At 39.5% G+C, this 15827-nt stretch carries 10 protein-coding genes; 3 read left to right on the top strand and 7 right to left on the bottom strand.

The window, feature by feature from the left end; translation table 11 throughout:
- Window positions 1-91 precede the first annotated feature (91 nt).
- The 4 genes from ACOQO1_RS07605 to ACOQO1_RS07590 all read right to left on the bottom strand — a co-directional run bounded on the left by ACOQO1_RS07605 (window position 92) and on the right by ACOQO1_RS07590 (window position 4690).
- Entirely contained in the window at window positions 92-1207 is a 1116-nt protein-coding gene (locus ACOQO1_RS07605; RefSeq protein WP_420602267.1) for a FecR family protein, read from the bottom strand.
- 487 nt (window positions 1208-1694) lie between these two features.
- Window positions 1695-2810 (bottom strand): FecR family protein, encoded by a 1116-nt coding sequence (locus ACOQO1_RS07600; protein WP_420602266.1) that lies wholly within the window; start codon window positions 2808-2810, stop codon window positions 1695-1697.
- Window positions 2811-3035: 225 nt separating this feature from the next.
- Entirely contained in the window at window positions 3036-3650 is a 615-nt protein-coding gene (locus ACOQO1_RS07595) for an RNA polymerase sigma-70 factor (protein WP_420602265.1), read from the bottom strand.
- An 89-nt stretch (window positions 3651-3739) separates the two neighbouring features.
- Window positions 3740-4690, bottom strand: coding sequence for an NAD-dependent epimerase/dehydratase family protein (locus ACOQO1_RS07590; protein WP_420602264.1), 951 nt, complete (start codon window positions 4688-4690; stop codon window positions 3740-3742).
- A 176-nt stretch (window positions 4691-4866) separates the two neighbouring features.
- On the opposite strand from ACOQO1_RS07590, the gene ACOQO1_RS07585 reads away from it, so the two are divergent.
- The gene (locus tag ACOQO1_RS07585) at window positions 4867-5328 is read left to right on the top strand and encodes an Lrp/AsnC family transcriptional regulator (protein ID WP_420602263.1); all 462 of its coding nucleotides are present in this window, start codon (window positions 4867-4869) and stop codon (window positions 5326-5328) included.
- A gap of 8 nt (window positions 5329-5336) precedes the next feature.
- Here the strand turns inward: ACOQO1_RS07585 and ACOQO1_RS07580 are convergent, their stop codons facing one another.
- Genes ACOQO1_RS07580 through ACOQO1_RS07570 form a run of 3 tightly spaced genes read right to left on the bottom strand, consistent with a single transcriptional unit; the run spans window position 5337 to window position 13553 of the window.
- Window positions 5337-8468 carry a glycoside hydrolase family 2 TIM barrel-domain containing protein gene (locus ACOQO1_RS07580; protein WP_420602262.1) on the bottom strand — a complete coding sequence of 1044 codons (3132 nt, stop codon included), beginning with the start codon at window positions 8466-8468 and terminating at the stop codon, window positions 5337-5339.
- A 22-nt stretch (window positions 8469-8490) separates the two neighbouring features.
- Entirely contained in the window at window positions 8491-11520 is a 3030-nt protein-coding gene (locus ACOQO1_RS07575) for an aminotransferase class III-fold pyridoxal phosphate-dependent enzyme (protein WP_420602261.1), read from the bottom strand.
- Between the two features lie 2 nt (window positions 11521-11522).
- Window positions 11523-13553, bottom strand: coding sequence for an MGH1-like glycoside hydrolase domain-containing protein (locus ACOQO1_RS07570; RefSeq protein WP_420602260.1), 2031 nt, complete (start codon window positions 13551-13553; stop codon window positions 11523-11525).
- Between the two features lie 266 nt (window positions 13554-13819).
- Between ACOQO1_RS07570 and ACOQO1_RS07565 the strand changes: the two genes are divergently transcribed.
- Entirely contained in the window at window positions 13820-14398 is a 579-nt protein-coding gene (locus ACOQO1_RS07565) for an RNA polymerase sigma factor (protein WP_420602259.1), read from the top strand.
- Between the two features lie 239 nt (window positions 14399-14637).
- Window positions 14638-15774: a FecR family protein gene (locus ACOQO1_RS07560; RefSeq protein WP_420602258.1), complete on the top strand. Its 1137-nt coding sequence runs from the start codon at window positions 14638-14640 to the stop codon at window positions 15772-15774.
- Window positions 15775-15827 lie beyond the last annotated feature (53 nt).

The following is a 15827-nucleotide window of genomic DNA, read 5'->3' as shown; positions in this document are numbered from 1 at the left end:
TTTAAATTGTTTTCCAATCAGGGAATGTTGCAGCATTTCCTGATTTTTTTAGCTTTAAAAGGTTGTTTCTACATAGGCATTTTTATTTGAGTTATGGATTAATGGTTATTCTGTTGTCATCAACTGCATACACAAATGGTTTGTGCTTGCTGAAAGTTCTAAGGATGTCATCCACGCTCTCGATATCAAAGTGTCCTGTGTACCTGTTGTCGTTGATTGCGTGGTAGTTGTTCTGTATGGAGACATCGTAGTGTCTTTCCAGTTTTTTGAGGATGTTGCCCAAGCGTTCGTTTTCAAATATGAGCACCCCGTCGATCCAGGCAATGTAGCCCGAGATGTCCACGGATTCCCTGAAGAGCTGTCCCCGATCGTTGATGGCGGCCTTTTCGTTGGGGTCGAGCAACAGTTCTTTGCCATTGCCCCCTTCTTTTTGCACGCCGATAGATCCTTCCACGAGGACCACTTCCTGGATATCGTCATCTTGGTAGGCATTGATGTTGAACCTTGTACCGTAGACCCTGGTGTCCAGTCCGTTTGCCCGTACGATGAATTCACTTTCCTTGTTCTTTGATACCTCGAAGAAGGCCTCACCGTCCAGGAAGACCTCCCTTTGGCCCTCTTTTGAAAATTTGACGGGATATTTCAATGTGGTCCCTGAATTGAGGTGGACGGTCGTGCCGTCCGAAAGGACTAGGTTGAACCTTTTGGAATAGGGGATGTAAAGGGTGTTGTAGGCCAGTTCTCCGTTGTCGGTGCCTGTTTTTGCATTTTCATAGGAGATGGCGTTCTGGTCATGTTTGCCAAGTACGGCCCCGTTCGGGTCCAAGATCTCTTGGCTGCCATCGTTTCGGAGTATCTTTTTGGTACCGTCGCTGAGTTCCAGTATGATCTGGTCCTGGGGCAGTTGCTCCACTGGTTTCTCGTTTTTGAGTCCTATGGCGACCCCGGTGCCGATCAATAGGACGGCGGCGTACTTCAAAGAGGTGTTGATGCGTTTTCTTCTTTTGAGGTCCTTCAGTTTTTTCTCGACCAGTTTCCATGCCCCTTCCTTGTCACCGTCGACCTCAACGGAGAGGCTCCATATTTTTTTGAGTTCCATGAACTCATGTTTGTTTTTGGGTGAGGTATCGATCCAATCAAAAATGGCCCTTGTCTCTTCTTTGGATGCCTTTCCTGAAAGATATTTGTTGATCAACTTGTTGTCCATTGTCTTCTTTTGATTTGGCCTTGCCCCATTTTGTGTTGGTCCCGTAGTAAACTTTGTTGTTCGGTGCCCTTGTCCAGGACTTTAAAAGTCAAAGGGACGGGTCGGCGTCCCTTTGAAACTTTCAACTAACTCAAACTAACTCAAATAAAAACTTACAAAGTATGCTACTAGGTGTTTACTATTAAGTACACGCATAACCTGTTTTACCCTATATCGAAATCTTAAATTTTTAACAGTTTGATAAAAAAAAGGGCCAATTAAAGAGGAATATATGATTGGCAGGAGGTTTTTGCGATGCTCTGTTCAGATTGTGGCCAGTTTTTATATCCTATTGTAACCGATTGAATGAATAATGGAAATATTTAAGGAATGGTTGAAACCTACTTTACCTAAAGTGAAGCAAGGTTTATTCTATGTGCAAAGCAAAACCCAAAGCTCGTATGGAGCATAAAATGGGAAATTTTGATTTTGAAATACACTTTTTGAATTATGGACTAATCACAATATTTCGTCCATCAACTGCATACACAAATGGTTTGTGCTTGCTGAAAGTTCTAAGGATGTCATCCACGCTCTCGATATCAAAGTGTCCTGTGTACCTGTTGTCGTTGATTGCGTGGTAGTTGTTCTGTATGGAGACATCGTAGTGTCTTTCCAGTTTTTTGAGGATGTTGCCCAAGCGTTCGTTTTCAAATATGAGCACCCCGTCGATCCAGGCAATGTAGCCCGAGATGTCCACGGATTCCCTGAAGAGCTGTCCCCGATCGTTGATGGCGGCCTTTTCGTTGGGATCGAGCAACAGTTCTTTGCCGCCGCCCCCTTCTTTTTGAACGCCTATAGATCCTTCCACGAGGACCACTTCCTGGATGTCGTCATCTTGGTAGGCATTGATGTTGAACCTTGTACCGTAGACCCTGGTGTCCAGTCCGTTTGCCCGTACGATGAATTCGCTTTCCTTGTTCTTGGATACCTCGAAGAAGGCCTCACCGTCCAGGAAGACCTCCCTTTGGCCCTCTTTTGAAAATTTGACGGGATACTTCAATGTTGTCCCTGAATTGAGGTGGACGGTCGTGCCGTCCGAAAGGACTAGGTTGAACCTTTTGGAATAGGGGATGTAAAGGGTGTTGTAGGCCAGTTCTCCATTGTCGCTGCCTGTCTTCGCATTTTCATAGGAGATGGCGTTCTGGTCATGTTTGCCAAGTACGGCCCCGTTCGGGTCCAAGATTTCTTGGCTGCCGTCGTTTCGCAGTATCTTTTTGGTACCGTCGCTGAGCTCCAGTATAATCTGGTCCTGGGGCAGTTGCTCCACTGGTTTCTCGTTTTTGAGTCCTATGGCGACCCCGGTGCCGATCAATAGGACGGCGGCGTACTTCAAAGAGGTGTTGATGCGCTTTCTTCTTTTGAGGTCCTTCAGTTTTTTCTCGACCAGTTTCCATGCCCCTTCCTTGTCACCGTCGACCTCAACGGAGAGGCTCCATATTTTTTTGAGTTCCATGAACTCATGTTTGTTTTTGGGTGAGGCATCGATCCAATCAAAAATGGCCCTTGTCTCTTCTTTGGATGCCTTTCCTGAAAGATATTTGTTGATCAACTTGTTGTCCATTGTCTTCTTTTGATTTGGCCTTGCCCCATTTTGTGTTGGTCCCGTAGTAAACTTTGTTGTTCAGTGCCCTTGTCCAGGACTTTAAAAGTCAAAGGGACGGGTCGGCGTCCCTTTGAAACTTTCAACTAACTCAAACTAACTCAAATAAAAACTTACAAAGTATGCTAATGGGTGCTTATTATTTGGAGATTCTTGATGAACCTCAATTCTAATTATTATTTTGTTTTACACGTTGAGGTTGAGGCAAAAAATACCAAAAAGAAGAAGTGGCATATAATCAGAAAGGCTATGCTTAAGACTTTTTAAGGCTCTGGTCATATTAGCTTCAACAGCTTTCACTGAAATGCTGAGTTCTTCGGCAATTTCTTGATTTTTCTTGTTATCAAAACGGCGCATGTTAAAAACATGCTTGCATTTTTCAGGTAATTTTTTAATTGAGTTTTGTATCAAATTCTCCAATTCTGAAAGTGTTGCGCTGTCAAAATCCATGGCTTGCAGCACTTCAAGATTTATTTGACGCTCTCTACGCCTAATATAAGAATCGGAGTATTTGTAGACCACCTTTTTATGTCTCAATAAATTTAAACAATTGCTTTTGGCAGAAGTATACAAAAAAGATCGTATTCCTTTTAGTTCTTTTATTTTACTTCTGCTTATCCAAAGGTTTATGAATGCGTCCTGTGTTACACTTTTGGCTTTGTCATGGTCGCCAATGAACTGTATGCAAAAACCAACAATTTGGTTGTGGTGCTGTTCAAAAAAGAATTTGAATGCTTTTTCGTCACCATTTTTAAATTGTTGGAACTGGTATTCGTCGTGTTCATGTAATATACGTTCCATTTTCTTAATAATTTTTAACGGCTGCCTTTCCGTTAAGTGGTTTTTTGAGTTAGTTGGTTTTGCTATTTTACTAGCAGAGAAAAACAGTTTTAGTTGTACATGGCATATTTGTTTTCCAGTTTATCAATCATAGTCTTTGTAATTTTAGAAAGACTATATCGCGGTTTCCAGCTCCAGTCACGGTGAGCTTCTTTATCTAATATACTTTTGGGCCATTTAGATGCAATGTCCTGTCTATAATCGGGAGCATATTCAACTTTGAATTCAGGGTATTTTTCTCTAATGGAATCCACAACCTGTGCCGGAGAAAAACTTATTCCGGCAATATTATATGATGTCCTTATCTTGATATTTTCCCTCGGGGCCTCCATGAGTTCCAGGGTAGCTCTCACGGCATCGTCCATAAAAATCATGGGGAGTGTGGTTTCTTCATCCAAAAAACATGTGAACGGTTGTTGTTTAACAGCCTTATGGAATATTTCCACTGCATAATCGGTAGTGCCACCACCAGGGTTGGATTGGTGTCCAATTATCCCTGGATATCGTAAAGATCTCACATCAAGTCCGTATTTATGAAAATAATATTTCCCCCAATTCTCTCCAGCTGCCTTGCTTAGACCATAAGACGTCACGGGATCTAGCAAAGAGTCATTGGGAGTATTTGTTTGGGGGGCGCTTTCACCAAAAACTGCAATGGAGCTTGGGTAAAAAACCTTGTCGACATGATTAATCCTGGAAGCTTCCAAAACATTGAGCAATGCCTTCATGTTTACTTCCCAAGTTCTTAAGGGATTCTTTTCCCCATTTGCTGATAGGATAGCTGCCAAATGGTAAATCTGTTTGACCTCATATTGGAGGATAACCTGCTCAAGACGCTCAACATTTGTCACATCCAAGACCTCAAATATACCCTCATAAGATTTCGAGGGATGTAAATCGGATGCGATTACATTTTCCAATCCATACTTCAATTGAAGTGCTTGGGTCAAAACCGTACCTAGTTGCCCATTAGCCCCAGTTATCAAAATAGAATGACTCATGTAACTTGTTAGTATATTATAGCGTTTGTTACTACCAAATTTATATTAAACAGATTAAATAATTGAGATATTGATTAAAATACATTATTTTTATTGAAATTTGTGTAAAAACCATTTTTATTACTTAATAAATGTTATTTTAACGTTTAAAAACAGTAAAGTTTATTGATAACGATATGGAAAAACTTGACGGGACTGACATTACTATCCTTAGAATTCTACAAGAAAACTCAAAAAAGACCGCTAAAGAAATTGCTGCAAATTTAAATCTCACAGTATCACCTGTTTATGAACGCATCAAGAGATTGGAAAAACTCGGGTATATAAGAAAGTATGTAGCCTTGTTGAATAAAAAGCGTATAGGGCTTCCTGTAACGGCATTCTGTCAGATTGCTATGCGGTTCCATGAATCTTCTTTCATTGAGAAGTTTGAAGAACAGATTCGAAGTCTTGAGGAAGTACAAGAATGCTTCCATATGGCGGGAAAAGTTGACTTTGTATTAAAAGTAAACACCGAAAGCTTGGAAGCTTATCACGATTTTGTAAAATACAAACTTTCGAAACTGGAGAATATTGGTGAGCTCAATAGTTCTTTCGTGCTTAAAGAAATTAAGCATACTTCTGCATTTAATATTTAGAATCGTGGCTACCTTTTTAATGGGCTTATGACAAATGAATACTTGTATTTTTTTGGAGCTATGGTATATTCTTCATGTACCAATCTTCCCCAGGAAGTATCTCCTCCAACTCCCATCTGCAAATAATCAATATTCCATTGGACAGTTTCCCCTAATGTGATATCCGCACCATGTTTTTTGGTTACTGGAACCAATCCAGAGGCTGAAATAGCACCCTCCTCACTACTAAAATCCAATTCGGCCATGTCAAAGGGCCAGATACTTGAATTTAGCAATGTCCTTCCGGTAACTTCCAACGTTAAGTCTTTGGAGGAAACTTTCATCCATCGGACGTCTGTTTTATTTCCAGTTTCCTGTGGACGGGAATATCTGTGGAACTGTTCTGAAATTTTCCCAGAATACAATCCAGTTTTCATACCTGTTTTTCTGTCCCAATAACTTTCTTCAGGACCCTTTCCATACCATGACGTATCAGTAAAGTCCTTTGGAAGCGTCAAATACATGCCCAATTTTGGGATGTTCGAAAGCTCCTCCTTTTTTGGAGCAATACCAAAATCAACCTTAAGTGCCCCATCTGAGGTAATTTCATAGTTCACTTTTACATCAGCTTCATCATTGGGAAGTGAGTACTGTGTCTTGAAGGCAACTCCATTTGTGGTTGCCTTAGGCTCAGCGACTAAAACGGCCGTATAATTATAAGTGGCATCCTGCCAAACTTTTGCCCATTTGTCCATTCCATTTCCTAAATCGTTGTCGGTAGGTGGGCGCCAAAAGTTGGGTTTAATTGGATAATCGGTTATCCTTTTTCCTTCAAAGGCCCATGAAGTAATTTCACCGGACTCCTTGTTGATTTTAAGGCTGGTTTTATCGTTTGCAATCTCAATAAATTTCTCGTTAGGTGTAATTTTCAACATATTACCCGATGTGGATGAGTGTGCAAATACTCCTTTATTCAATACAAATTGGTCCCATGCCACTTCGTGGCCATTTGGGATTATAGGTGTGGCTTCCTTTTGAAACAATCCTACCTCCAAAATAAATTCATCTTCCGGAATAAATAAATCAGGTATCCCATTCAGTGCAATTGTTTGGGATTGTTGGGGTTGTACATCAACAGAAATATTGGCCTCTTCATGCTTAACTTCTCCATTGACCAATAGTTTTATTCGAATCTCTTTATCTGAAAAATCAGTAAAGAAGTTTTTGTTCTCAATTTTGATAGTTCCATTGCCCAAATAACTAAACTGGGCAGGCTCGTACACCTTTTTAACTTCAAACAAATGCGGGTGGGGATTTCGATACGGGTCTACTAGACCATTGTTTAAAAAATTACCATCAGTTGGTAAATCAGCATGATAGTCATGGCCATAGGCCAAATAAGGTTTTCCATTTTCATCCTTATACTCCAAACTTTGATCTACCCAGTCCCAAATAAAACCACCTTGAAGGTTGGGGTAAGTTTCAATGATATCCCAATAGTCTTGCAAATTCCCAACAGAATTTCCCATTGCGTGGGCATATTCAATCATAATGGAAGGTTTGTCAGAATCTGATTTTCCATGATTGATTAAATATTCGGGTTTGGGGTACATAGGACAATAAAGGTCTGTGTAATCTTCCTTTCCTGCAGGTTCGTATTGCACAATACGATTATCGTCTTGTTGCTTTAACCACTTGTAGGTGGTTCTAAAAACTTCTCCTTCACCGGCTTCGTTACCCAAAGACCAGGAATAGATAGATGGATGGTTTCTGTCCCTGTAATACATTCGTTGTGTTCGAGCCATATGGGCAGGTAGCCAGCTCATCTCATTTCCAATCTGTGTTTTTTCATCTATGGCCAGGGGGTGACTTTCAATATTGGCCTCATCAACCACATACAAACCATATTTGTCGCATAAATCCAGCCAATAAGGGTCGTTGGGGTAGTGGGAACTTCGTACCGCGTTGATGTTGTTTTGTTTCATGAGTTTGATATCCTTTTCCATGGATTCCCTTGAAACCACATGACCAGTGAATGGGTCTGTTTCATGGCGATCAACACCTCTTATATAAATTGGTTTTCCGTTGATGAGCACCTGACTGTTTTTTATCTCCACACTCTTAAAACCAACATGATTTTTTATGTATTGGTTGTTTTTTGGATTCTGGGAATCTTCCAACTTAATTTGAAGGGTATACAAATTTGGAATTTCCGCCGACCATTGTTTGACTCCCTTTATTATATGCTCTAGGTTGACTTCAGTGGTTTGTCCTGATGGAACTTCAAATGGAGAGGTTTCTTTGAAAACTGAATTTTGATCATCAAGAAGTTCCAATGTAATATTTCCGGAGGAGCTTGTATCTGAATCGTTATTAAGGACTATGGTCCCCTTGAAAACACCATCGGTATAATTGTTGTCCAAATTGGTGTACGTATAATAATCCGAAACAAACACTTTGGGTCTTAAATAGAGATATACGTCCCTTTCAATGCCGCTCATACGCAACATGTCCTGACTTTCTAGGTAGCTGGCATCACTCCATCGGAACATTTGCAAGGCTAGCAGATTTTTTCCAGGCTGAAGAAACGAGGAGATATTGAACTCGGCAGGAGTTTTACTGCCTTGGGAATAACCCACATAAACACCGTTTACATAAACGTACATGGCGGATTTAGCCCCGGCAAAATGAAGAATAACATCCTCCGATAGAAATTCTTTATCTAAAACTATTTCTTTTCTATACGTTCCTACTGGGTTATAATCGGCGGGTGCATCTGGCCATTTGGTGTCAAACGGATATCGTTCATCCAAATAGATGGGATAATCGTACCCTTGCACTTCCCAATTGGCCGGCACTGGAATAGTTTCCCATTTGCTATCATCAAAATTCACATTTTGAAACGTTGTGGGCCGCTGCTTGGGGTCTTTTACAAAATGAAATTTCCAATCCCCATTCAAGTCCATAAATCTTTGAGATGATTCTTTCTTTTGAATTGAAGGAGATTCAGAAGCAAAGAATGTAGCTCTTGGAGGTAATTTGTTTTCCTCAAAAATTTCATGATTGTAGTGATAGGTCTGTTCCGATACTGTCGGTAAAGGCTCTTTTTTACAGCTAAGAATGAAAAAGGGGATTAAAACAAAAGTTATTTTTAGTTTCATGGTACTTTTAGATGTCTTGAATTCAATAGGATTTCATATAGTCTTCAGCCAAAATTTTTCCTAGATAGAAAATCAGTTCTTTGGCATTTTCTTTGGTAAAGACAATGGGAGGTTTGATTTTGAGTACATTATAATCTGGACCATCAGTGCTCATCAAAATACCATGGTCTTTCATACGGTTGGCCAAATAATCTGCATGGTCGCCCAACGGATTCATTTTTCCATCCACCAATTCAAAGCCCAGAAAGAGACCTTGGCCCCGCACATCACCGATAATTGGGAATTCTGCCGATAATAGTTGTAGTTCGGATTTCAAGAACTCACCTACTTCAAGGGCATTTTCCTGAAGCTTGTCTCGCTTCACTGTTCTTAGAACCGCAGTTCCAATAGCACAGGATACGGGATTGCCTCCAAAAGTGTTGAAATATTCCATTCCGTTGGCAAATTTCTCCGCAACTTCTTGTGTACAGGCAACAGCGGCCAATGGGTGTCCGTTGCCCAAAGGTTTACCAATAGTAACAATATCAGGAATTACATCATAAAGCTGGAATCCCCAGAAAGTTTTTCCCATACGACCGCATCCTACCTGTACTTCATCAGAAATACATAGCCCGCCCGCAGCTCTGATAGTAGCATATGCTTGCGATAAAAAGCCTTTTGGAAGCTCTATTTGGCCTCCGCAACTAATAATGGGTTCTATGATAAATGCACCAACACCCCTTCCTTTTTTATGGATGGAATCAATCTGATATTGTACTTCCTCAGTATATTTTGAACCTGCATTTTCGTCCCGGTATTTTCCCCTAAAAGTGTCTGGCAGGGGAAAGATATGGGTATGTTCAGGAGCTCCTTGGCCTCCTTTACCATCAAATTTATAGGAGCTTATATCAATGCACATGTTTGAGTTCCCATGATATCCTACTTCTGAGGCAATAATATCGCGTTCACCGGTAACCGCTTTTACCATACGTACGGCCAATTCATTGGCCTCACTTCCTGAATTCACGAAGTGGAGCACACTAAGTTCTGGAGGTAAAGTCTCCAGCAATTCTTTGGCCAGCTCGTTTATGTTTTCATGTAGGTAGCGTGAATTGGTATTGAGAAGTGCCATTTGTTCTTTCCCAGCTTTGACCACTGCATAATTTTCATGACCTACATGGGCCACGTTATTGACGGTATCCAAATACTTTTGACCATACTGATCCATTAGATATTGGCCAGCTCCACGAACCATTCGTATTGGGATTTTGTATTGTAGGCTCAGACTTTTACCCAAATACTTTTTCCGATAGGAAATCAAATCCTCATTTGTAGTTCTGTTTGAATTTTCTAGTCCTTCAACCTTGAACAACAGGTTTGGATCGGGGCAAAGGCTCCTCCAGACGTCCAATTGTTTAAAATAGGCAACACCAGGAAAATCGATAGTATGACCCAACAAAGACAACATCACTTGAAAATGGAGATGTGGTGCCCAGTTCCCGTTTTCAGGATAGTTACCCAAATGTCCAATACATCCTCCTTTTTTTATGATTTCCCCTCTTTTTTTACTGGTAGCACTACCAGGAGTAAGATGTCCATAAAGTGTATAAAAACTAAAATTCTCCGCTTGATGTTTTAGGATAACCAATCCGCCATATTCCTTATCACCTTCATCATTTACAGCAATAATTACTTCGCCATCCAATATGGCATGTACAGGAGTTTGTGCTGGCAACCAAAAATCGACCCCTAAATGAATGGTTCGACTTTCCCTGCCACTGTTCCCTATTTTATCATATTCAGTAGACGTGTAAAGCGGCCGAGGTTCCAGGTACCCTCCAGCTAGAATCTGGTTTGGTTTTTCTTTTTGAAGTCTATCAATTTTAAATTGGAACAAATCCAGGTCATTGAATTCCTTTTCATGCCCTATCCATTTACTGGATACACTTAAATCTAAATGATGGACTTCATTTTTACCGACCGTTGGAAACAAGTCAGAAAGTTCAAAGTTTTGGGTAGAAGCCCAATCTTCAAATTTTTTAGTATTGGGATGTGCTTCAAATCCACAGGTCGACCTAAAACTGTATTTCGCAAAACCAGAATTTATAGCATACCATTTTTTTAAAACTTCCCAAGCAGGTTTTTCACTGATCAATAAATATTCATTGTCAGGTTCCTTGACCCGATTTATAGCAGATTTGGTGACTGAGATAACCAATCGCATTGCAATGGCATTGTACAAATGTTCCAACTCCGCTTCTTCCAAAGGAAAGGTTGAGTGGTATCCTTTTATCAGAGGCAGTGCCGCTTCAAGAGGGTCATTATGGTGCATTATGGCATATGCACAGGCAACGGCAAGGTCATTTATGACCTGAGTGTATACCGCATCTCCGTAATCAATGATCGCACTTGTTTTTGGTTGGACCAAATCTGGAGATACAATTACATTATTATCATTGGCATCATTATGTACCACACTTTTTCGAAGGTCAGTGTACGTAGAAGCATCCTTTTCAAATCCAGATTGAAAAAAAGCAATGATTTCCTTTTCCTCACCCTTAAATAAATGTAGGTGCTCTTTGGTCCAAAGGGATTGTACAATATCCCATTCAAAATCCCGATGGGCATTGGGATGGTCAAAATCCTTTAGTATTTGGGTGATTTTTCCACATTGTTCCCCTAAGGAAAAACGTAGTGTGTCCAATTGTGGATTTACACTGCTCCAGACCCTGCCTGAGACCCATGTAAGTAAACGAACCATTCGAAGATTTCCTGAATCATCCTTAAAATTGGAAATCGCATGTCCGTTTTTGTCTTTGATTACCAAAGGTGAAACTATATCCTTTCCTTTTTTTTCTATGTGGAGCAATAACTGCTGTTGGTAATCCAAGTAATCCTCATCCTCATCCGGACGCGAAATTTTTAGGATATAGCTTTTGTCACCCCCATCCTTAATCCTAAAATTAAAATCAAGTTCACCAGGAAGGGGTTTTGCTTTTCCGTTTATAGAAAACAAATCCAAGGCAATTTGCTCCGCTTGTTCAGTGGTTATCTTTATAGTGTTGTACTGCATTTTTATTCTTCCATTAATAACATAATGATATGTGCTGCGCTCCAGCTAAAATTTTTGGCATATAGCCCCTTACCTGTAATTGGGTGGTAATTTTCACGTATTGATTTCCCTTTATCCAAGAGGCCTTCTGCTCCTTTTAAGATTTGTACGGTTGCTCTGTCCGCTTCTTCATTAAAACCATAATTGCGCAATCCCTTTACACCAAAATATGCTTGGTCTAGCCAATTGGGACCCCGCCAATATCCATTGGCTGGGTTAAATTTAGGATGATCTTTGGACATGGTCTGAAAGGGTACCGTGGTAAAGAATTTTTCAAGGTCCATCATTTTTTCTTTTACCCTTTGGGCCTGTTCTTCCGTGGCTGCCGTTGCCCAAAGCGCTGTCCACCCTTCACTACCCGCACCCTTAATGAAAACTGAGCCGTCTAGATTGGTGTCATAAAACCATCCATCCTCTGAATCATAAAATTGATCTTGTATACGCTTTTTTAAGATTTCAGCATCTTTTCTAAACATGGCTGCATCCTCTTTTTCACCCAATTTTTCTGCTAAATCGGCCATATACATTTTTTCAGCAAAAAGGTAGGCATTTAGGTCAACACTCTCTTGGTCCAGAGAATATGCTCCTTCGGAATTCTTTACTATTTTGGAATCATCAAAACGTATGGCATTGTCCATTCCGCTTTCCCATTTGGCGGCAATGAGTGTTCCATCAGTGGAACCATATTCACATAACCCGTCTTGATCATGATCTCGTTCAGCATACCACCAGTCATGGTATTTTTTCAACTTGGGGTACATTTCCCTGACAAAATCTGCCGAAGTATCTTTTTCCATGATTTTTGCTACTGCCCAAGCAGCAAGTGGAGGTTTGGTATCTCTAAAATTATGGGCTTCTATGGTAGTATCTCGGTAAACACAGTCCACAATAAATCCATTGTCCTTTTGAAAATCGAACATGGCCCTTATCTGGTCTTTGGCCAGTTCAGGGTTGTAATGGGATAATCCTACAGCATGTTTCCATGAATCCCATGACCAAAACCCGTGAAACCATTCATAATGATAACTTGGAAAAAGTCCTTGGTGTTTTAATTCACCCGCGGGAATGCGCCAGTTGTTTTGTAAAGTAAGATGGGATTTGGCCAGAACCTGGGAGTAAACTTCATCGGTAAAATTGGACCTTCTTTTTTGAATCAAGGCTTTTAATTCATTTTCCTTTTCTAATTGACGGGCTTGTAAAATCGAATCGAAATCAATTTTGTCAATTTTCTGTTTTTCCTCCTCCCAAGAATACTCGGGAAAAATGAAGGTTTGGGAAATTAGCAATGAGGTTGATTCACCGGAAGACAAAATCAAGGAACCGGCTTTTACAGTATACGAGGTACTATCCGTAGCAATTTCAAGAATATTAGTGTTAGAGAATTGTATATAGCCGACCGCTGGACTTTTTGATGAAGAAAGTGTGATAATATTTCCTTTTTTGGAAACTCGGATTCCTGATTGGAATAGATCTCCCTTCATTTTTGGGGATATAGAAATTTCCTCAGATGTCAGGTTGGTGATCGTAGTCTTTTGCAATGCTGTATGACCAGTCATATAGACAAGCTGTTGTTGCACTTTTAGGTGTTCATTTTCGTATATCTGGTCCAGGTGGCTTGAATAATTTCTATGCTTTGGGTGATTTTCCCATTTGAAAATTTCGTTGTTCTTGGTATTTAGCAGTTCTAATTCAGTCAAGCTAGAACTGGACCATATGCCATTCTCCTGGGTCATTAAAAATGGACCTGAAAAACCAATACTGGAGTTGATGGAATCATGCAAACTATAGGCAAACCAAGCTCCTTGGTCAGAAAACATTAGCATGTCACGATCTGCCTTGGTTTTGGGAACGCCTCCATAATTTAAAATATCCGTAGAATATTCAAGATACTCGATTATGAATTTGTTTGAGGGTTTTGCTTTGTTTTTTTTGTTATCACATCCAATGCTTAAACTTAAAATACAAAGTGATACCAAAATGATTTTGTTGCACATAATTTGCAGAGATTTATTGTCTAAAATAAACAGGTCATGTTTGTTTTTGAAACAGTTCTTTTTTTAAAAGTAAATAATGTGAAAAGCAACAAAGGGTGTTTTGCTGCCATATCTTTGGACGCTGCCAATTTACAACAAAAAGTGAATTTTTAAATAATTAGGTAAGAATTATCCTAAAAAATGCGAAAATATTAGTTTTTTTTGGGTTGTTTTGATAATATCATAGTTACTACTTTTGTATAGCCATACAGCTAAGCCAAACTAAATTGGATTCTATCTCAATTTTAGAAGAAATACAAAATCAAAACAGGTTTGTTTATAAAAAGCTTTTCGATGATTTTTATGAGGACTTGGTACAATATGCCCATGGGTATCTTTTTGATAAGAGTCCTAGTGAAGATATAGTTCAGGAGGTTTTTATTTACTTATGGGAAAAAAGCGATACTATAACTATTCAGACCTCTCTGAAAGGTTATATGTATGCCATGGTTAGAAATAGATGTTTGAATTTCTTAAAATCCATTAAAATTACGGATGAAGTCAACCTACTGGAACTACATGCAGTGGTTTCAGAAGAGTACAACCTTGATGCTTTTTCCACTTCAGATAAAAAAGCAATTTATGCCCGTGTGATAGAAATTGTGGATGCCTTGCCTTCAAAAATGCAGACCATAGTGAAATTGCGATTTGTGAGTAATTATAGATACTCAGAGATTGCAGATGAGCTGGGTATTTCGGTGAATACAGTAAAAACCCAATTAAAAAGAGCCAAAATCAAAATTGGGCAGTTGATTGTTTCAGTTATCATGCTCGTATCTACCTATTTTGTCCTTTTTTATTCTTAAAAAGTGGGCATTCTACAAAAGAACTGAGGTGAAGACTTCAAGAAAAACGCTGCTAAACTGTTGTAATAAAGATTATAGATTTCATAGATATTCCAGAAAATAAGGAGCGGGGAGTCAATAAAACAGGGTAAATTTTATGAATCCTATCAAAATTTTATTTTTTTTCTGCATTTTTTGTCACCCATTTTAATTCTACAATTGTCTATATAATGATTGCGCCCCTAAACTGATATGCAATAATGGAATTTAAACTTATTCTAAAAAAGATAAACAATACGCTTACCAAGGCGGAAACGGAGGTGTTCAATGAGTGGTATTCAGAATCTGAAGACCACAGGGCCTATTTCGAATTGGTAAAGGAAAAGTATGATGGCGAAAAAGAATCCGTTGATCTTGAAGAAGGATGGGAGACCGTTTTGCGAAGCATCGATTCTAAGAAAAAGAACAAGGTACTTTGGAAGTATGCTGCGGCTATTGCTATTCTCATTGCTGGATCTCTGACCTATTATATTTTGAATGGAGCACCGGAGCAGAATACAAACCTTCCGGTAGTTACGGAAAAAACTGAGACCATTGAAATTGGAAGTGACAAAGCGACTTTGACTTTGGAAGATGGGTCTAATGTTTTCCTGAAAAAAGGAGAATCTTATGAAACAGGACATATAAAAAGTAATGGAGAGCAGTTGGTGTATCAGAATAAATCCGAACAGGAAAACACTGAAGTGGCCTATAACTATCTTACTATTCCACGGGGTGGACAATTTTTTATTGAGCTGTCGGATGGTACCAAAGTTTGGCTGAATTCGGATTCTAAATTGAAATATCCGGTTTCGTTCAGTGCAAATACTTCACGAAGGGTGGAACTTTTGTATGGTGAAGCCTATTTTGATGTTTCCCCCAGTAGTGAAAATAACGGTGTAAATTTTATCGTCACCACACAAAATCAAGAAGTTGAGGTCTTGGGAACCGAATTTAATGTTAAGGCATATAAGGAAGAGGATGTTATCTCCACCACCTTGGTGGAAGGCAAAGTATCCGTTAACAACAATAGCTCTAAAACAAACTTAGCCATTGGGCATCAATCCAAGCTTAACAAGCTGACCAACGAGATAGAAACACTCAAGGTGAATATTTACAACGAAGTTTCATGGAAAAGTGGCTTCTTCAGTTTTCAGAATATGCCTTTAAAAGATATTATGACCGTGCTATCCAGATGGTATGACGTTGATGTGTTTTTTGAGAATGACCGAATCCAAGATGTGACATTCAACGGGGTTTTCAGCAAAAAACAAAGCATAGAGGAAATACTGTCAATTATTGAGAATACGAATGAAACAACATATAAAATAAACGGAAAAGCAGTGCTTATGAAGTAAAAACAAAATAAAAAAAGGGAATGGAATTTAGACTTGGACAATTTAAACCTCCA

This window comes from Flagellimonas sp., assembly GCF_965222555.1.
Taxonomy (GTDB): Bacteria; Bacteroidota; Bacteroidia; order Flavobacteriales; family Flavobacteriaceae; genus Flagellimonas.
Note: the sequence above shows the minus strand (reverse complement) of the source record. Positions and strands in the feature narration are given on the sequence as shown.